The sequence below is a fragment of the Actibacterium sp. MT2.3-13A genome, from assembly GCF_018139985.1.
Lineage (GTDB): Bacteria > Pseudomonadota > Alphaproteobacteria > Rhodobacterales > Rhodobacteraceae > JAGSOU01.
In genome coordinates, this window is the sequence record NZ_JAGSOU010000002.1 from 289933 (window position 1) to 303873 (window position 13941).

13 protein-coding genes are annotated in these 13941 nt (G+C 69.3%); 8 read left to right on the forward strand and 5 right to left on the reverse strand.

The annotated features are described in order from the left end of the window. Positions 1-17 precede the first annotated feature (17 nt). Both araD and KCI33_RS03485 read left to right on the forward strand, forming a co-directional pair. On the forward strand, positions 18-1760 hold the full coding sequence (gene araD / locus KCI33_RS03480; RefSeq protein WP_212523358.1) for an L-arabinonate dehydratase: 1743 nt from the start codon (positions 18-20) through the stop codon (positions 1758-1760). A gap of 19 nt (positions 1761-1779) precedes the next feature. Further along, positions 1780-2682, forward strand: coding sequence for a dihydrodipicolinate synthase family protein (locus KCI33_RS03485; RefSeq protein WP_212523359.1), 903 nt, complete (start codon positions 1780-1782; stop codon positions 2680-2682). Here the strand turns inward: KCI33_RS03485 and KCI33_RS03490 are convergent. Genes KCI33_RS03490 through KCI33_RS03510 form a run of 5 tightly spaced genes read right to left on the reverse strand, consistent with a single transcriptional unit; the run spans position 2679 to position 8020 of the window. Next, positions 2679-3596: an SMP-30/gluconolactonase/LRE family protein gene (locus tag KCI33_RS03490; protein WP_212523360.1), complete on the reverse strand. Its 918-nt coding sequence runs from the start codon at positions 3594-3596 to the stop codon at positions 2679-2681. The genes KCI33_RS03485 and KCI33_RS03490 overlap by 4 nt on opposite strands. 13 nt (positions 3597-3609) lie before the next feature. Further along, positions 3610-4557 (reverse strand): ABC transporter permease, encoded by a 948-nt coding sequence (locus tag KCI33_RS03495; RefSeq protein WP_249138883.1) that lies wholly within the window; start codon positions 4555-4557, stop codon positions 3610-3612. Between the two features lie 4 nt (positions 4558-4561). After that, entirely contained in the window at positions 4562-5497 is a 936-nt protein-coding gene (locus KCI33_RS03500; RefSeq protein ID WP_212523361.1) for an ABC transporter permease, read from the reverse strand. Between the two features lie 2 nt (positions 5498-5499). Further along, positions 5500-6975: a sugar ABC transporter ATP-binding protein gene (locus tag KCI33_RS03505; RefSeq protein ID WP_212523362.1), complete on the reverse strand. Its 1476-nt coding sequence runs from the start codon at positions 6973-6975 to the stop codon at positions 5500-5502. Between the two features lie 34 nt (positions 6976-7009). Further along, a complete protein-coding gene (locus tag KCI33_RS03510) occupies positions 7010-8020 on the reverse strand; it encodes an ABC transporter substrate-binding protein (RefSeq protein ID WP_212523363.1) in 1011 nt (336 codons plus the stop codon). A gap of 492 nt (positions 8021-8512) precedes the next feature. Here KCI33_RS03510 and KCI33_RS03515 point away from each other — a divergent pair, with 492 nt between their 5' ends. The 6 genes from KCI33_RS03515 to KCI33_RS03540 all read left to right on the forward strand — a co-directional run. Then, positions 8513-10027, forward strand: a complete 1515-nt coding sequence (locus tag KCI33_RS03515) for an aldehyde dehydrogenase (NADP(+)) (protein WP_212523364.1) — start codon at positions 8513-8515, stop codon at positions 10025-10027. An 8-nt stretch (positions 10028-10035) separates the two neighbouring features. Beyond that, the gene (locus KCI33_RS03520; RefSeq protein WP_212523365.1) at positions 10036-10944 is read left to right on the forward strand and encodes a 2-dehydro-3-deoxygalactonokinase; all 909 of its coding nucleotides are present in this window, start codon (positions 10036-10038) and stop codon (positions 10942-10944) included. Then, positions 10941-11546, forward strand: coding sequence for a 2-dehydro-3-deoxy-6-phosphogalactonate aldolase (locus KCI33_RS03525; protein WP_212523366.1), 606 nt, complete (start codon positions 10941-10943; stop codon positions 11544-11546). Before KCI33_RS03520 ends, KCI33_RS03525 begins: the two co-directional genes overlap by 4 nt. 160 nt (positions 11547-11706) lie before the next feature. Then, the gene (locus KCI33_RS03530) at positions 11707-12723 is read left to right on the forward strand and encodes a TRAP transporter substrate-binding protein (protein WP_212523367.1); all 1017 of its coding nucleotides are present in this window, start codon (positions 11707-11709) and stop codon (positions 12721-12723) included. Between the two features lie 98 nt (positions 12724-12821). Continuing rightward, positions 12822-13778 (forward strand): D-erythronate dehydrogenase, encoded by a 957-nt coding sequence (gene denD / locus KCI33_RS03535; protein ID WP_212523368.1) that lies wholly within the window; start codon positions 12822-12824, stop codon positions 13776-13778. Between the two features lie 37 nt (positions 13779-13815). Continuing rightward, positions 13816-13941: NAD(P)-binding domain-containing protein (locus KCI33_RS03540; protein WP_212523382.1), on the forward strand; the 126-nt coding region annotated here is incomplete at its 3' end.

Sequence of the window (13941 nt, forward strand, 5' to 3'; positions counted from 1 at the left end):
CGGAAAGGACCGCACCGATGACAGACCGCCCGCGCAAGACCCCCGACACGCTGCGCAGCGCCCGCTGGGTCGCCCCCGACGACCTGCGCAGCTTCGGCCACCGCTCGCGGCTGATGCAGATGGGCCATGCCCCCGAGGACTGGGCCGGCCGGCCCTTCATCGGCATCCTTAACACCTGGTCGGACCTGAACCCCTGCCACGGCCATTTCCGCGAGCGCGCCGAGCAGGTGAAACAGGGCGTGCTGCAGGCCGGCGGCTTTCCGGTGGAACTGCCCGCGATCTCGGTCGACGAGACCTTCAGCAAGCCGACCTCGATGCTCTACCGCAACCTTCTGGCGATGGAGGTGGAGGAGAACATCCGCAGCCACCCCCTCGACGGGGTGGTGCTGATGGGGGGCTGCGACAAGTCCACGCCGGCGCTGCTGATGGGGGCGCTGTCGGGCGGCGTGCCGGCGATCTTCCTGCCCGCAGGCCCGATGCTGCGCGGCCATTACGCGGGCCGTGTGCTGGGATCGGGCTCAGACGCGTGGAAATACTGGGATGAGCGCCGCGCCGGCAACATCTCCGACGCCGAATGGCAGGGGGTCGAGGGCGGCATCGCGCGCTCCTACGGCACCTGCATGACCATGGGCACGGCCAGCACCATGACCGCCATCGCCGAGGCGATGGGGCTGACCCTGCCCGGCGCGTCCTCGATCCCGGCCGCCGATTCCGGGCACAAGCGCATGGCGCGCGCCTGCGGCCGCCGGATTGTGGAGATGGTGTGGGAGGACCTGACGCCGGACCGCATCGTCACCCCCGCCGCCATGCGCAACGCCGCGCTGGTTGCAATGGCCACGGGCTGTTCGACCAACGCGGTGATCCACCTGCTGGCCATCGCGGGCCGCGCCGGTGTGGCACTGACCCTGGACGATCTCGACGCGCTGGGGCGCGACATGCCGGTGATCGCCAATATCCGCCCCTCGGGCGAGACCTACCTGATGGAGGATTTCTTCTACGCCGGTGGGCTGCGCGCGCTGATGGCCGAGATGTCCGACCGGCTGGACCTGTCGGCGCCGACCGTCTCGGGCCAGCCGCTGGGCGAGACGCTGGCGGGCGCGCAGGTCTTCAACGACGACGTGATCCGGCCGCTGTCGAACCCGGTCTACCGCGAGGGATCGCTGGCGGTGCTGCGCGGCAATCTCTGCCCGGGCGGCGCGGTGATGAAGCCCGCCGCCTGCGACCCGCGCTTTCACAGCCATTCCGGCCCGGCGCTTGTGTTCGACAGCTACTCGGAGATGAAGGCGGCGGTCGAGGATGAAAACCTTGACGTCACCCCCGACCACGTTCTGGTGCTGCGCAACGCGGGGCCGCTGGGTGGGCCGGGCATGCCGGAATGGGGGATGCTGCCGATCCCGAAGAAGCTGGTGAAGGAGGGCGTGCGCGACATGCTGCGGATCTCGGACGCGCGGATGTCCGGCACCTCCTACGGGGCCTGCGTGCTGCACGCCGCGCCCGAGGCGCATGTCGGCGGGCCGCTGGCGCTGCTGCGCACGGGCGATATCGTGACGCTCGACCTCGCCGCGCGGCGGCTGGACATGCAGGTGGACGACGCCGAACTGGCCCGTCGCCGGGCCGCGTGGCAACCGCCCGAACCGCCCTATGCCCGCGGCTGGGGATGGATGTTCGCCCGCCATGTGGGACAGGCCGACACCGGCTGCGACTTCGATTTCCTGACCCGCGGCTTCGGTCCGGCCGCGGGCGAGCCCGACATCTATTGACGTGAAGGAGCCCCCCGCCATGACCGATCTGCGCGCCGCCCTAACCGGCATTTCCGGCATCCTCGTCACCCCCTTCGACCACGACGATCGGCTGGCCCCCGCCCTGCAAGGCCCCATCGTGGAACGCGCCATCGCTGCCGGCGTCCACGTTCTGGTCGCCAACGGCAACACCGGAGAGTTCTACGCCCTGACCCTGCGCGAGGCCGAGCGCATGGTCAGGGCTGCCGCCGAACATGTCGCGGGCCGGGTGCCGCTGGTGGCGGGCGTGGGGCGCAGCGTCGCCGATGCCTGCGAGCTGGCGCGCGTGTCGAAAGACGCTGGCGCCGCGGCGCTGATGGTGCACCAGCCGCCCGATCCCTTCGCCGCGCCGCGCGGGGTGGTGGAATACGTCCGCCGCGTGGCCGATGCCGGCGACGGGCTGCCGGTGGTGCTGTATCTGCGCAACGATGCCATCGGCACCGCCGCGATTGCCGATCTCTGCGCCATCGAGGGGGTGATCGGGGTGAAATGGGCCACGCCCAACCCCCTGAAACTGGCCGAGGCGATCGCCGCCACCGATCCCTCCATCATCTGGGTCGGCGGGCTGGCCGAGGTCTGGGCGCCGCCGCTCTACGCGGTGGGCGCGCGCGGCTTCACCTCGGGGCTGATCAATGTCTGGCCGGAACGCTCGGTCGCCATCCACGCGGCGCTCGAGGCCGGTGACTACGCCCGGGCGCGCAGCCTGATCGACGGCATGAAGGCGTTCGAGGCGATCCGCGCGCAGGAGCTGAACGGCACCAACGTCACCGGGGTCAAGGCGGCGCTGCACCTGCTGGGCCACGATTGCGGCGCCACGCGCCCGCCCTCGGCCTGGCCGCTGACCGATGTGCAGCGAGCGAACCTTGCCGAGTTCCTGGAGGGCAACGCGGTGCCGCGCTTCTAGGGCCGCTGCGCCCCGTTGGCGGCGACGTAGACGGCATAGAGCGACTTGGTCGCGGTGATGAACAGCCGGTTGCGCATCGGCCCGCCGAAGGTGAGGTTGGCCACCATCTGCGGGATGCGGATCTTGCCAAGCGCGGTGCCGTCCGGCGCAAAGCACAGCACCCCGTTCCGGCAGGAGGTCCAGACATTGCCCCGGTCATCGACGCGAAAGCCGTCGGGCACGCCGGGATCGACCTCGCAGAACACCCGACCGTTCTCCAGCCGGTTGTCGGGCGTCACGTCGAAGGCGCGGATATGGTGCGGGCCGTCGGGGTCGTGGCTGAGCCCGCTGTCGGCGATATAAAGGATGCTCTCGTCGGGCGAAAAGGCCAGCCCGTTGGGCTTGGCGAAATCGGTGGCGACGGCGTGCATCTCGCCGCTTTCGGGGTTGAGGCAGAAGACGAAACAGCCCTCCTGCTCGCGCTCGGAGCGGAAGCCCTCGTAATCCGACATGATGCCGTAATCGGGGTCGGTGAACCACACCGTGCCGTCCGATTTCACCACCACGTCGTTGGGAGAGTTCAGCCGCCCGCCCTGGTAGCTTTCGGCCAGCGTGGTGATTGTGCCGTCGGGCTCGGTCCGGGAGACGCGGCGGGTGCCGTGCTCGCAGGACACAAGCCGCCCCTGCCGGTCGCGGGTGTTGCCGTTGGCGAAGTTGCTGCCGGTGCGGAACACCGACACCCCCGCCCCTTCGGACCAGCGCAGCAGGCGGCGGTTGGGGATGTCGGACCAGACCAGCGTGTTGTGCTCGGCGAACCAGACCGGCCCCTCGGCCCAGCGGCAGCCGGAATACAGTTCCTCGACCTCGGCGATGGGCACGGTCAGGTCATAGAACCTCTTGTCGTAATATTCGTAACTGTCTCCGACCAGGGCCATGTGCGCCTCCCTCTCAGCGTTGCGGTTTGTCGCCTCCGGCGATGGTGATCACGGCCACGATGATCAGGCCGGTCATGATCAGGCGCACGCCGGCGCTGGCGCCGAAGGTGTTCAGCATCGTGACCAGCAGGAACATGAACAGCGCCGCGCCCCAGATCCCCGGCACGTTGGCCCGACCGCCCGCGACCGAGGTGCCGCCAATCACCACCACGGCGATCGAGGCCAGAAGGTATTCCTCGCCCATGTTCAGCGACGCGCCACCGGAGAACCCCGCCAGCACGAAGCCGCAGAGGCTGGCGAGAACCGCGCTCAGCAGATAGGTGAGGAAGCGGATGCGCTCCACCGGGATACCGGCCAGCCAGGCCGCACGCATGTTCTGGCCGATGGCCAGCACCGAGCGGCCATAGATGGTCCGGTTCAGCAGCACCGACATCGCCACCGCCAGCCCGGCCACCACCAGCGCCAGCACGGGGATGTCAAAGACCCGCGCAGTGGTGAAATCGGCCAGCATCGGCGGCGGCTTGATCTTCAGCCCGCGGCCATAGGCGATGGCGGTGGACAGCACCAGAAAGCTCGACGACAGGGTGGCGATGATCGGCGGGATGCGCAGCAGCCGGATCAGGGCGTAGTTGAAGCCGCCCACGGCCACACCGCAGAGCAGCGACACGACCAGCCCCACCAGCAGCATCGCGTCGGCCCCGCCCATCACCTTCATCGCGAGCGAGCCCGACAGCGCGATCGTAGCCGGGATCGACAGATCCACGTTGCCCGGGCCGGTGGTGATGACGAACATCTGGCCCAGCCCGACGATCACCGTGAAGGTGCCGAAGGACAGCGCGGCCGACAGGATCTCCGCCCCGCCCTTGCCGCCGGTGAAGGTCACCGTGGCCAGCCACACCACCAGCAGCCCGAGATAGGACCAGATCCAGGGCCGCGCGGCGAGTTTGGAAATCGCGCCCATCACCTCAGCCCTCCCGCCGCTTGATCAGCGCGCGCAGCGCCAGCACGATGATCAGGATCGCGCCCTGCGCCCCGATCTGCCAGTCCGGTGAAATCTTGAGAAAGATCAGGAACGAGCCCGTCAGCGTCAGCGTCAGCGCGCCCAGAACCGCCCCGATGGGCGACACCCGGCCGCCCACGAACTCCCCCCCGCCCAGGATCACCCCGGCGATGGAATAAAGCGTGTAGCGGTCGGCGATATGCGCGTCCGCCGCCGAGGTCAGCCCGATCAGCGACAGCCCCGACAGCACGCCGAAGGTGCCGGCCGCGGCATACATCACCATGCGGATCTTCAGCAGCGACCAGCCGGCGCGCCCGATGGCGCGGGCATTGCCCCCCGCGCCCCTCAGCACCGCGCCATAGGCCGAACGCATCAGCACGACATGCACCACCAGCGCGATGATCGCGGCGGCGACGATCGGGAACGGCACATAGGGCAGCTTGACCCCCATGACCGCCTTGATCCAGCCCGGCGCCGTGCCGCCCGGCGTGGGCAGGATAATCACCGCCACCCCCAGCCAGACGAAGGACATGCCCAGCGTCACCACGATCGAGGGCAGGTTGCGCCAGTGGATCAGCGCCCCCAGCGCGGCATAAGCCGCCACGCAGCCGATCAGCGCCAGCACGCCCAGCACCGGCGAGCTGGCCAGCAGCGTCGCCCCGATGCTGGCGGTCAGCCCCACGAAAGGGCCGATCGACAGGTCCAGATCGTTGATCGCGATGACGAACATCTGCGCGATGGTCGCCAGCGCGATCGGCACCGCGTATTGCAGCATCAGGTTCAGCCCGAAATAGCTCATCGCGCGGGGCTGGATGTAGAAGATCGCCGCCAGCAGCACCACCAGCGACGCCGCCGGCAGCGCGGCGCGCAGCGCCCGCGGCGAGAGAACCTGCGCCAACATGGTCACGCGTCCTCCGTGAAGGAGGAATGCAGGACCTTTTCCTCGGTCAGTTCGGCGCGGGCGAGGTCGGCCACGATCCGACCGTTGCGGAACACGAACACATGGTCGCAGTTCTTCAGCTCGTCCATCTCGGTCGTGTACCACAGGAAGGTCCGGCCCCTGGCGGCCTCCGCGCGCACGAGGTCGTAGACCTCAAGCTTGGTGCCGACGTCGACGCCGCGCATCGGGTCGTCCATCAGAACGATGTCGGCGTCCGACCCCAGCGCGCGCGCGAACAGCGCCTTTTGCTGGTTGCCGCCCGACAGCGACAGGATGTTGTCGTTCATGTCCGGTGTCTTGATCCCGATCTTGCGTTTCCAGTCCTCGGCCATCTCGGCCTCGGCGGCGGGGTCGATCAGCCCGCCGCGCAGCATCCGCCTCAGCGAGCGCACGCCGATATTGCGCGAGATCGACCACAGCGGGAATATTCCGTCGGTCTGACGGTCGCCCGCGACCAGCGCCACGGCGCCGGTCACCTCGGTGTCGGGGTCGCGGCCTCGGGCGGCGCGGAACACCTGCAGCAGGGTCGCGGTCTGGCCGTGGCCGGCCAGGCCCGCCAGCCCGATCACCTCGCCGCGGCGCGCCTCCAGCGCGGCGCCGCCCGGACGCCCCTTCGGGCGCACCCGCACGCTCAGCGGTCGCTCCTCGCGCCGGTCCGCCGCCTGCGCCGCCTGACCGGCCGCGGGCGCGCGCGCCACGGTGCCCATCGCGGCGACCAGCGTGTCGCGGCTGAATCCCGTCGCGGGCCGCTCGGCCACGACGCCGCCGTCCTTCATCACCACGATGCGGTCGGAATAATCCAGGATTTCGCCCAGCACATGCGAGATCAGGATGCAGCTCGCCCCCTGCCCGATCGCCTTGCGCATGTATTGCAGAAGCTGCCCCGCCGTCACCGCGTCCAGCGACGATGTCGGCTCGTCGAGGATGACCAGGTGCAGCGGCGCGGCGGTGACGGTGAAGGCGCGCGCGATCTCGACCATCTGGCGCTTGCCGATCGACAGGTCGCCCACATGGTCGCCGGGCTGGATGCCGTGGCCGGGAAATATCTCGTCGAGCTTGCCGAGGATCAGCGCCCCCGCCCGCCCGCGCCAGCCGGGCCCCTTGATCGTGGGATGCACGACGCGGGTGTTCTCGGCCACCGAAAGGTTGGGGCACAGCGACAGTTCCTGGAACACGCAGCGGATGCCCATCTGATGCGCCAGCGCCACCGAGTAACGCTGGCGGATGTCTTCGCCGAGGATCCGCATCTCGCCGCTGTCCGGCGACAGGGTGCCGGCCAGCACGTTCATCAGCGTGGACTTGCCGGCGCCGTTGTGGCCGACCAGCCCGAGGCATTCGCCGGGACGGACCGTGAGATCGACCCCGGCCAGCGCCCGGACGGCGCCAAAGCTCTTGGCGACATTGGAGAAATCGACAATCGGCAGTGGCGCCTCGGGCATGGCCGGGATCCTCGGTCAGGGTCTCGCCGCAGGCTTATTCGCCGGCGACGACGGCCTCGGCATCGGCCAGCGAATATTCGACGTTGGCGACACCGCCGGGTTCGGTATTGGCCAGGCTTTCCTCCAGGTTGTCCTGGTTGATCTGCAGGAAGGGCACGGTCAGATCCTTCGGCACCTCCTTGCCGTCGAGGATCATCTGCGCCACCCAGAAGGCCAGCGTCGAGACACCAGGCGCGATCGAGACCGACATGGTCTCATAGCCGTTGGCGTCCTTCTGCTCCTTCCACCAGGTCAGCTCGTCGTGGCGGTTGCCCATGATGATCAGCGGGGTCGGCCGCCCGGCCGCCTTGAACGCCTGCGCCGCGCCGTAGCCGTCGCCGCCCTGCGTCACGACCGCCTGCACCTCGGGCAGCGAGGGCAGGATGCCTGCCACGGCCTTCTGGGCCACGTCCTGCGCCCAGTCGCCATGCACCGAGCCCACGATCTTGAACTGCGGATGCTTCTCGACGCCGGAATGGATGCCGGCGCTGATCTCGTCATCGACGAAGACGCCCGCCAGGCCGCGGATTTCCAGCAGGTTGCCGCCCTCGGCCATGCGCCCGGCGAGGTAGTCGACCTGCACCGCGCCCATCTGCTTGAAATCGACCGCGATGCGCCAGGCGCAGGGCTCGGTCACGATACCGTCGAACGAGACCACCACGATGCCCGCGTCGCAGGCCTGTTTCACCGCGCCGTTCAGCGCGTCCGGCGAGGCGGCGTTGATGACGATCGCATCATAGCCCTGCAGGATCAGGTTCTGGATCTGCGCGGCCTGCTCGGTCACCTGGTTCTCGGCGGTGGTGAAGGCCGGCGCCTCGGCGACCACGCCCTCGGAGACGGCCTGTCCGGTGACCTTCTCCCAGCTTTTCAGCATGGCCTGGCGCCAGGAATTGCCGGCATAGTTGTTGGACAGCGCGATGCGCTTGCCCGATGTATCGGCCAGCGCCGGTGCGGCAGCGAGGGCCAGGGTCATGGCCACCGCGCCCATCAGGGATTTCTTCAACATAACTTTCCTCCTTGTGATGTGTTTGAGTGCCGTCCACCGGGCCGGCCTCCTCTCCGGCCCGGCGGCGTCTTATCCTGGATTGGGGGGCGCGGTCGGGTGCGCATCCCGCTGAAATTCATGTCCGTCTGCTCACGTCCGGGGGCATCGCCGGGTTGCCGCGCGATTACGATACGTCACCCCGATCGCGCCAAAATACGCCGCCCCGAACCGCCGGTTTCCTCCCCCACGGGCGACCGCCGCTCCCCTCGCGAAATCAGGAGTTTTGCGGTTGAACGCCTCCACAATATGGTTGTAGGGTGAATTATGGTATACCATTTTGTCAAGCGCGCCGAACCGGAGATGCAAGCCACTGTTTTTGCTTCCGTTTCCAAGCCACCCCGCGCGGCATGCCGGACGGGGCGAACCGCGCCCGGGCGCCGCGCGCGAGGCCCGCGAGACGGAATCGGCATTGCCCGCGAACCACTCTGGCGCAAACCATCGAGGACCTGACGGATGACTTTCACCCCCCATGGCAAACACCTGATCGCGGGCGACTGGATCGCCGGCGAGGCGAGCTTCACTTCGGCCCCCGCCCACGGCCCCGCGCATGACTTCTCGGTCGGGACGCCGGCGCATGTCGATGCCGCCTGCGCCGCCGCCGAAGAGGCGTTCTGGAGCTACGGCTATTCCAGCCGCGCCGAGCGCGCCGCCTTCCTCAACGCCATCGCCGACGAGATCGAGGCCCGCGCCGAGGCCATCACCGAGATCGGCGCCCAGGAGACCGGCCTGCCCGAGGCCCGCCTCCAGGGCGAGCGCGGCCGCACCACCGGCCAGTTGCGCCTCTTCGCCGAACATATCCTGAAGGGCGACTACCTCGACCGCCGGCACGACAAGGCCCTGCCCGACCGCCAGCCGCTGCCCCGCCCCGACCTGAAGATGATGCAGCGCCCGATCGGCCCGGTGGCCGTGTTCGGCGCGTCGAACTTCCCGCTGGCCTTCTCCACCGCGGGCGGCGACACCGCCTCTGCGCTGGCCGCAGGCTGCCCGGTGGTGGTCAAGGGCCACTCCGCCCATCCCGGCACCGGCGAGATCGTGGCCGAGGCCATTCATGCCGCCATCGCCAAATGCAACCTGCATCCGGGCGTGTTCAGCCTGATCCAGGGCGGCCGGCGCGACGTCGGCCAGGCGCTGGTCCAGCACCCGCTGATCAAGGCGGTGGGCTTCACCGGCTCCTTGGGCGGCGGGCGCGCGCTATTCGACCTCTGCGCCGCGCGGCCCGAGCCGATCCCGTTCTTCGGCGAGCTGGGCTCGGTCAACCCGATGTTCTTCATGCCCCACGCCCTGGCCAACCGCGGCACCGAGATCGCGCAGGGCTGGGCCGGATCGCTGACCATGGGCGCGGGGCAGTTCTGCACCAATCCCGGCATCTCGGTCGTGATCGAGGGCCCCGAGGCCGAGGCCTTCACCAAGGCCGCCTCGGAGGCGCTGGCCCCGATGGGGGCGCAGACCATGCTGACCGACGGCATCGCCGCCGCCTATCGCCAGGGCCGCGACCGGATCGCCGGCGCCAAGGGCGTCCAGGAGGTTCTGACCAGCGTGTGCGACATGCGCAACGCCACTCCCTACCTGTTCCTCACCACCGGCGCCGAATGGCTGGCCAACGAGGCGCTGGGCGAAGAGGTCTTCGGCCCGCTGGGGCTGATCGTCGTGGTCAAGGACATGGACGAGATGCTGGCGCTGGCGCATTCGCTGCAGGGCCAGCTGACCTGCACCCTGCACCTGGACGACGAGGACGCCAAGGCCGCCCGCAAACTGCTGCCGGTGCTGGAGCGCAAGGCCGGCCGGGTGCTGGCCAACGGCTTCCCCACCGGGGTCGAGGTCTGCGACGCGATGGTGCATGGCGGCCCCTACCCCGCCTCCACCAATTTCGGCGCGACCTCGGTCGGCACGCTGGCCATCCGCCGCTTCCTGCGGCCGGTCTGCTACCAGAACATGCCCGAGGCCGTTCTGCCCGACGACCTGCGCTGAGGCCCGCGATGCAGGCTGACTGGATCGCGGTCGACTGGGGCACCTCGCGGCTGCGCGCCTGGGCGATGGGGCCGGATGGCCCCCTGGCCCAAGCGGCCTCGGACAAGGGCATGAACGGGCTCGCGCCCGAAGCGTTCGAGCCCGCCCTGCTGGAACTGGTCGCGCCCTGGCTGGCGCCGGACCGGCCGATGCCGGTGGTGGCCTGCGGCATGGTGGGCGCGCGGCAGGGCTGGATCGAGGCGCCCTATCTGGAGGTGCCCTGCGCCCCGGCCGCGCCTTCCGGCGCGATCGCGGCGCCGGCCCGCGATCCGCGCCTCAGGGTGCGCATCCTGCCCGGCCTGTGCCAGCAGGCGCCTGCCGACGTGATGCGCGGCGAGGAGACCCAGATCGCCGGGCTTCTGGCCGGCGAGCCGGGTTTCGCCGGGCTCGTCTGCCTGCCCGGCACGCATACCAAATGGGTGACGCTGGATGGCGGCCGGGTGACCGGCTTCCGCACCTTCATGACCGGCGAATTGTTCGCGCTGCTGGCGCAGAACTCGGTGTTGCGCCACTCGCTCGGCGGGACGGGCTGGGACGAGGCGTCCTTCCTCGCCGCGCTGGAGGAGACCCGCGCCCACCCCGCGCGCCTGTCGGCGGCGCTGTTCTCGATCCGGGCGCAGTCGCTGTTGTCCGGGCTCACCCCGCCCGAGGCCCGCGCGCGGCTCTCGGGGCTGCTGATCGGCGCCGAGCTGGCCGGGATCGAAGAGGCCGACGCCCCCCCGGGCCGGATCGCCGTGATCGGCGCCGACGGGGCCAGCGCGCCCTATCTCGCGGCGCTGCGCCACGCCGGCCACGACCCCGTGGTCCTCGATACCGCGGCCGCCACGCTGGCCGGGCTGAGCGCCGCCCACAACGCGCTGGAGGCGCAAGAGACATGACCCGAAACCTGATCGCCATCCTGCGCGGGATCACCCCCGAGGAGGCAGAGCCGGTCACCGCCGCGCTGGTCGAGGCCGGCATCACCACGATCGAGGTGCCGCTGAATTCGCCCCGGCCGTTCGACAGCATCGAACGCATGGCGCGGATGGGCAGCGGCGCGGTGATCGGCGCCGGAACGGTCCTCAGCGTGCCCGACGTGACCCACGTGTCCGAGGCGGGCGGCCGCATCGTGGTCTCCCCCAACGCCGACACGGAGGTCATCGCCGCCGCGCGCGACCTCGGCATGGACGCCTATCCCGGCGTCTTCACCGCGACCGAGTGCTTCGCCGCGCTGAAGGCCGGCGCGACCGGTCTGAAGGTCTTCCCCGCCTTCCTGATCGGCCCCGCCGGGCTGAAGGCGCTGCGCGCCGTGCTGCCCCCCGAGGCGCCGGTCTATGCCGTGGGCGGCGTCGGCCCCGACGATTTCGGCGGCTGGATCGCGGCCGGCGCGGCCGGCTTCGGGGTCGGCACCGCGCTGTACCGTCCGGGAATGTCCGCCGCCGAGGTCGCCGCGGCGGCGCGCGCCATCACCGCCGCCTACGACGCGGCCCTGGCGCGCTGAGGCAGCTACTGGAAACGAAAAAAATAGCGGTAAATCAACGGGTAATACAATGCCTTCCATTTGGTATACCAGATTTCGCTTGCCCGTCCTCGGGGCTTTCTGCCACCTTGCGCCCCGGAGGACGAGTCTTTCGGCTCCGGATTCAGAGGAGGAAACACATATGACGCCTATCAAGACGTTCGCCGCCGCTGCGACGGCAGCGGCCCTGCTGGCCAGTGCCGCCAGCGCCGAGACGACCACGCTGCGCATCCAGACCCACCAGTCGCCGGAATCGACGTCGGGCAAGGTGATCGCCGAGTTCGTCAAGGACGTGGAACGCATGTCCGGCGGCGACATCGACATCGAGATGTACTATTCGGCGGCGGTCGTGAAATCGGCCGAGACCTTCGATGCCGCGGCCAACGGCATCCTCGACTGCGACATGACCAACGGCAGCTACCAGACCGGCAAGAACCCGGCCTTCCAGTTCGTCGCCGACACGATGGGCGGCTACGACACCCCGCTGCAATACCTCGCCTGGATCAACTACGGCGGCGGCTATGACAAGATCAACGAGCTCTACGCCCCCTTCGGCATGCATTTCATCGCCGCCTATCTGGGCGGCCAGGAATCGCTGAACTCGACCCGCCCGCTGCGCGGCGTCGAAGACCTGAAGAACTTCAAGTTCCGCTCGCCTCCGGGCATGGAATCCGAGATCTTCGCCGAGCTGGGCGCAAAGCCCGTGGTGATGGACTTCACCGAGATCTTCACCGCGCTGGAAACCGGGATCATCGACGGCGCCGACGCCTCGACGCTGGCCAACAACGTGGGTCTCGGCGTCTATGACATCGCCAAGCACACCACCTTCCCGGGCTTCCACTCGATGTCCTCGGACCAGCTGGCCTGCAACAGCGCCAAGTGGGAAACCGTGCCCGACGCGCACAAGGCGATCATCGAAACCGCCATGCAGAAGGCGGCGCTGCAGCTGATGATGCGCACCCTGGTCGAGAACGGCGAGGCCAAGGCCAAGCTGCCCGAAAAGGGCGTGACCATCTACAACTGGTCGGAAGAGGACCGCGCCACCTTCCGCGCCGCCGCGCAGAAGGCCTGGGCGGACTGGGCGACCCGCACGCCCGAGACCAAGGAAATGGTGGAGAGCCACAGGGCCTTCATCAGCCGGATCGGCCTCGGCGGCTGAGCCTGCCACAGCCTCGGCAAGGGCGGCCACGGCCGCCCTTGCCTCTCGCCCCGCAAGGGGCCTCCAGCACACACAGAGAAACTCAAGGAAGCGGCATCATGAATGTTCTGATCATTGGCGGTGGCGGGTTCATCGGCCAGAAACTGGCCCGGCGCCTGGCGCAGAAGGGCGAGCTGCGCGGCAAGCCCATCACCCGGCTGCGGCTGGCCGACCTCAGCGCGCCGCCCGTCATCGACGCCCCCTTCCCGGTCGAGACTCTGGCCTGCGACATCAGTGACCGCGCCAGCGTGGACGCGGCCGTCACCGCCGAGGACGAGGTGATCTACCACCTCGCCGCCGTGGTCTCGGCCCATGCCGAGGCCGATCTCGACGCCGGCCTCCAGGTCAACCTGTTCGGCGTTTACAACGTGCTCGAACGCTGCCGCGCGCTGCAAAGCAACCCGGTGCTGGTCTTCACCTCCTCGCTTGCCGTGTTCGGCGGCGAGGTGCCCGACCCGATCGAGGACTGGACCGCCCTCAACCCGCAAAGCTCCTACGGCGCGCAGAAGGCGATGGGCGAGTTCCTGGTCAACGACTATTCCCGCCGCGGCCTGATCCGCGGCCGCGGCTTCCGCCTGCCCACCATCGCGGTGCGCCCGGGCAAACCGAACCGCGCCGCCTCGTCCTTCATGTCCTCGATCATCCGCGAGCCGCTGAACGGCGAAGAGGCGATCTGCCCGGTCGCGCCCGATTTCCTGCATTACTACCTCTCGCCCAAGCGCTGCGTGGAGAACCTGATCCGCGGCACCGAGCTGGAGCAGGAGCAGCTGGGCCAGAACGTCTGCATGACCATGCCGGGCCAGACCCGGACCATCGGCCAGATGATCGACGCCATGACCGCCGTCGCCGGCCCCGAGCCGGCCAAGCTGATCCGCTGGGAGGAACAGCCCGAGATCCAAAGGATCGTCTCCACCTGGCGCTTCGACTACCGCCCCGAAAAGGCGCTGGCGCTGGGGCTGGAGGCCGATGCCAGCTTCGAGGAGAACGTGCGCTTCTACCTGGAAGAGGACAAATGATCCCAACCCCCGCGACCTCCGCCGCCGGAGCGGCGCGATGACCGGCAGCACCGTCTCGGTGATCGGCCTCGGCTCGATGGGCTACGGCATGGCGCAGTCGCTGCTTCGTGCGGGGCATCGGGTGTTCGGTGCGGACCTGGATGCGGGGCGGGTTGCGGGTCTG

Excerpts from the sequence above, each read along its gene's own strand:
- araD (WP_212523358.1), top strand. The coding sequence starts at position 18 with ATGACAGACCGCCCGCGCAAGACCCCCGACACGCTGCGCAGCGCCCGC.
- KCI33_RS03485 (WP_212523359.1), top strand. The coding sequence starts at position 1,780 with ATGACCGATCTGCGCGCCGCCCTAACCGGCATTTCCGGCATCCTCGTC.
- KCI33_RS03490 (WP_212523360.1), bottom strand. The coding sequence starts at position 3,596 with ATGGCCCTGGTCGGAGACAGTTACGAATATTACGACAAGAGGTTCTAT.
- KCI33_RS03495 (WP_249138883.1), bottom strand. The coding sequence starts at position 4,557 with ATGGGCGCGATTTCCAAACTCGCCGCGCGGCCCTGGATCTGGTCCTAT.
- KCI33_RS03500 (WP_212523361.1), bottom strand. The coding sequence starts at position 5,497 with ATGTTGGCGCAGGTTCTCTCGCCGCGGGCGCTGCGCGCCGCGCTGCCG.
- KCI33_RS03505 (WP_212523362.1), bottom strand. The coding sequence starts at position 6,975 with ATGCCCGAGGCGCCACTGCCGATTGTCGATTTCTCCAATGTCGCCAAG.
- KCI33_RS03510 (WP_212523363.1), bottom strand. The coding sequence starts at position 8,020 with ATGTTGAAGAAATCCCTGATGGGCGCGGTGGCCATGACCCTGGCCCTC.
- KCI33_RS03515 (WP_212523364.1), top strand. The coding sequence starts at position 8,513 with ATGACTTTCACCCCCCATGGCAAACACCTGATCGCGGGCGACTGGATC.
- KCI33_RS03520 (WP_212523365.1), top strand. The coding sequence starts at position 10,036 with ATGCAGGCTGACTGGATCGCGGTCGACTGGGGCACCTCGCGGCTGCGC.
- KCI33_RS03525 (WP_212523366.1), top strand. The coding sequence starts at position 10,941 with ATGACCCGAAACCTGATCGCCATCCTGCGCGGGATCACCCCCGAGGAG.
- KCI33_RS03530 (WP_212523367.1), top strand. The coding sequence starts at position 11,707 with ATGACGCCTATCAAGACGTTCGCCGCCGCTGCGACGGCAGCGGCCCTG.
- denD (WP_212523368.1), top strand. The coding sequence starts at position 12,822 with ATGAATGTTCTGATCATTGGCGGTGGCGGGTTCATCGGCCAGAAACTG.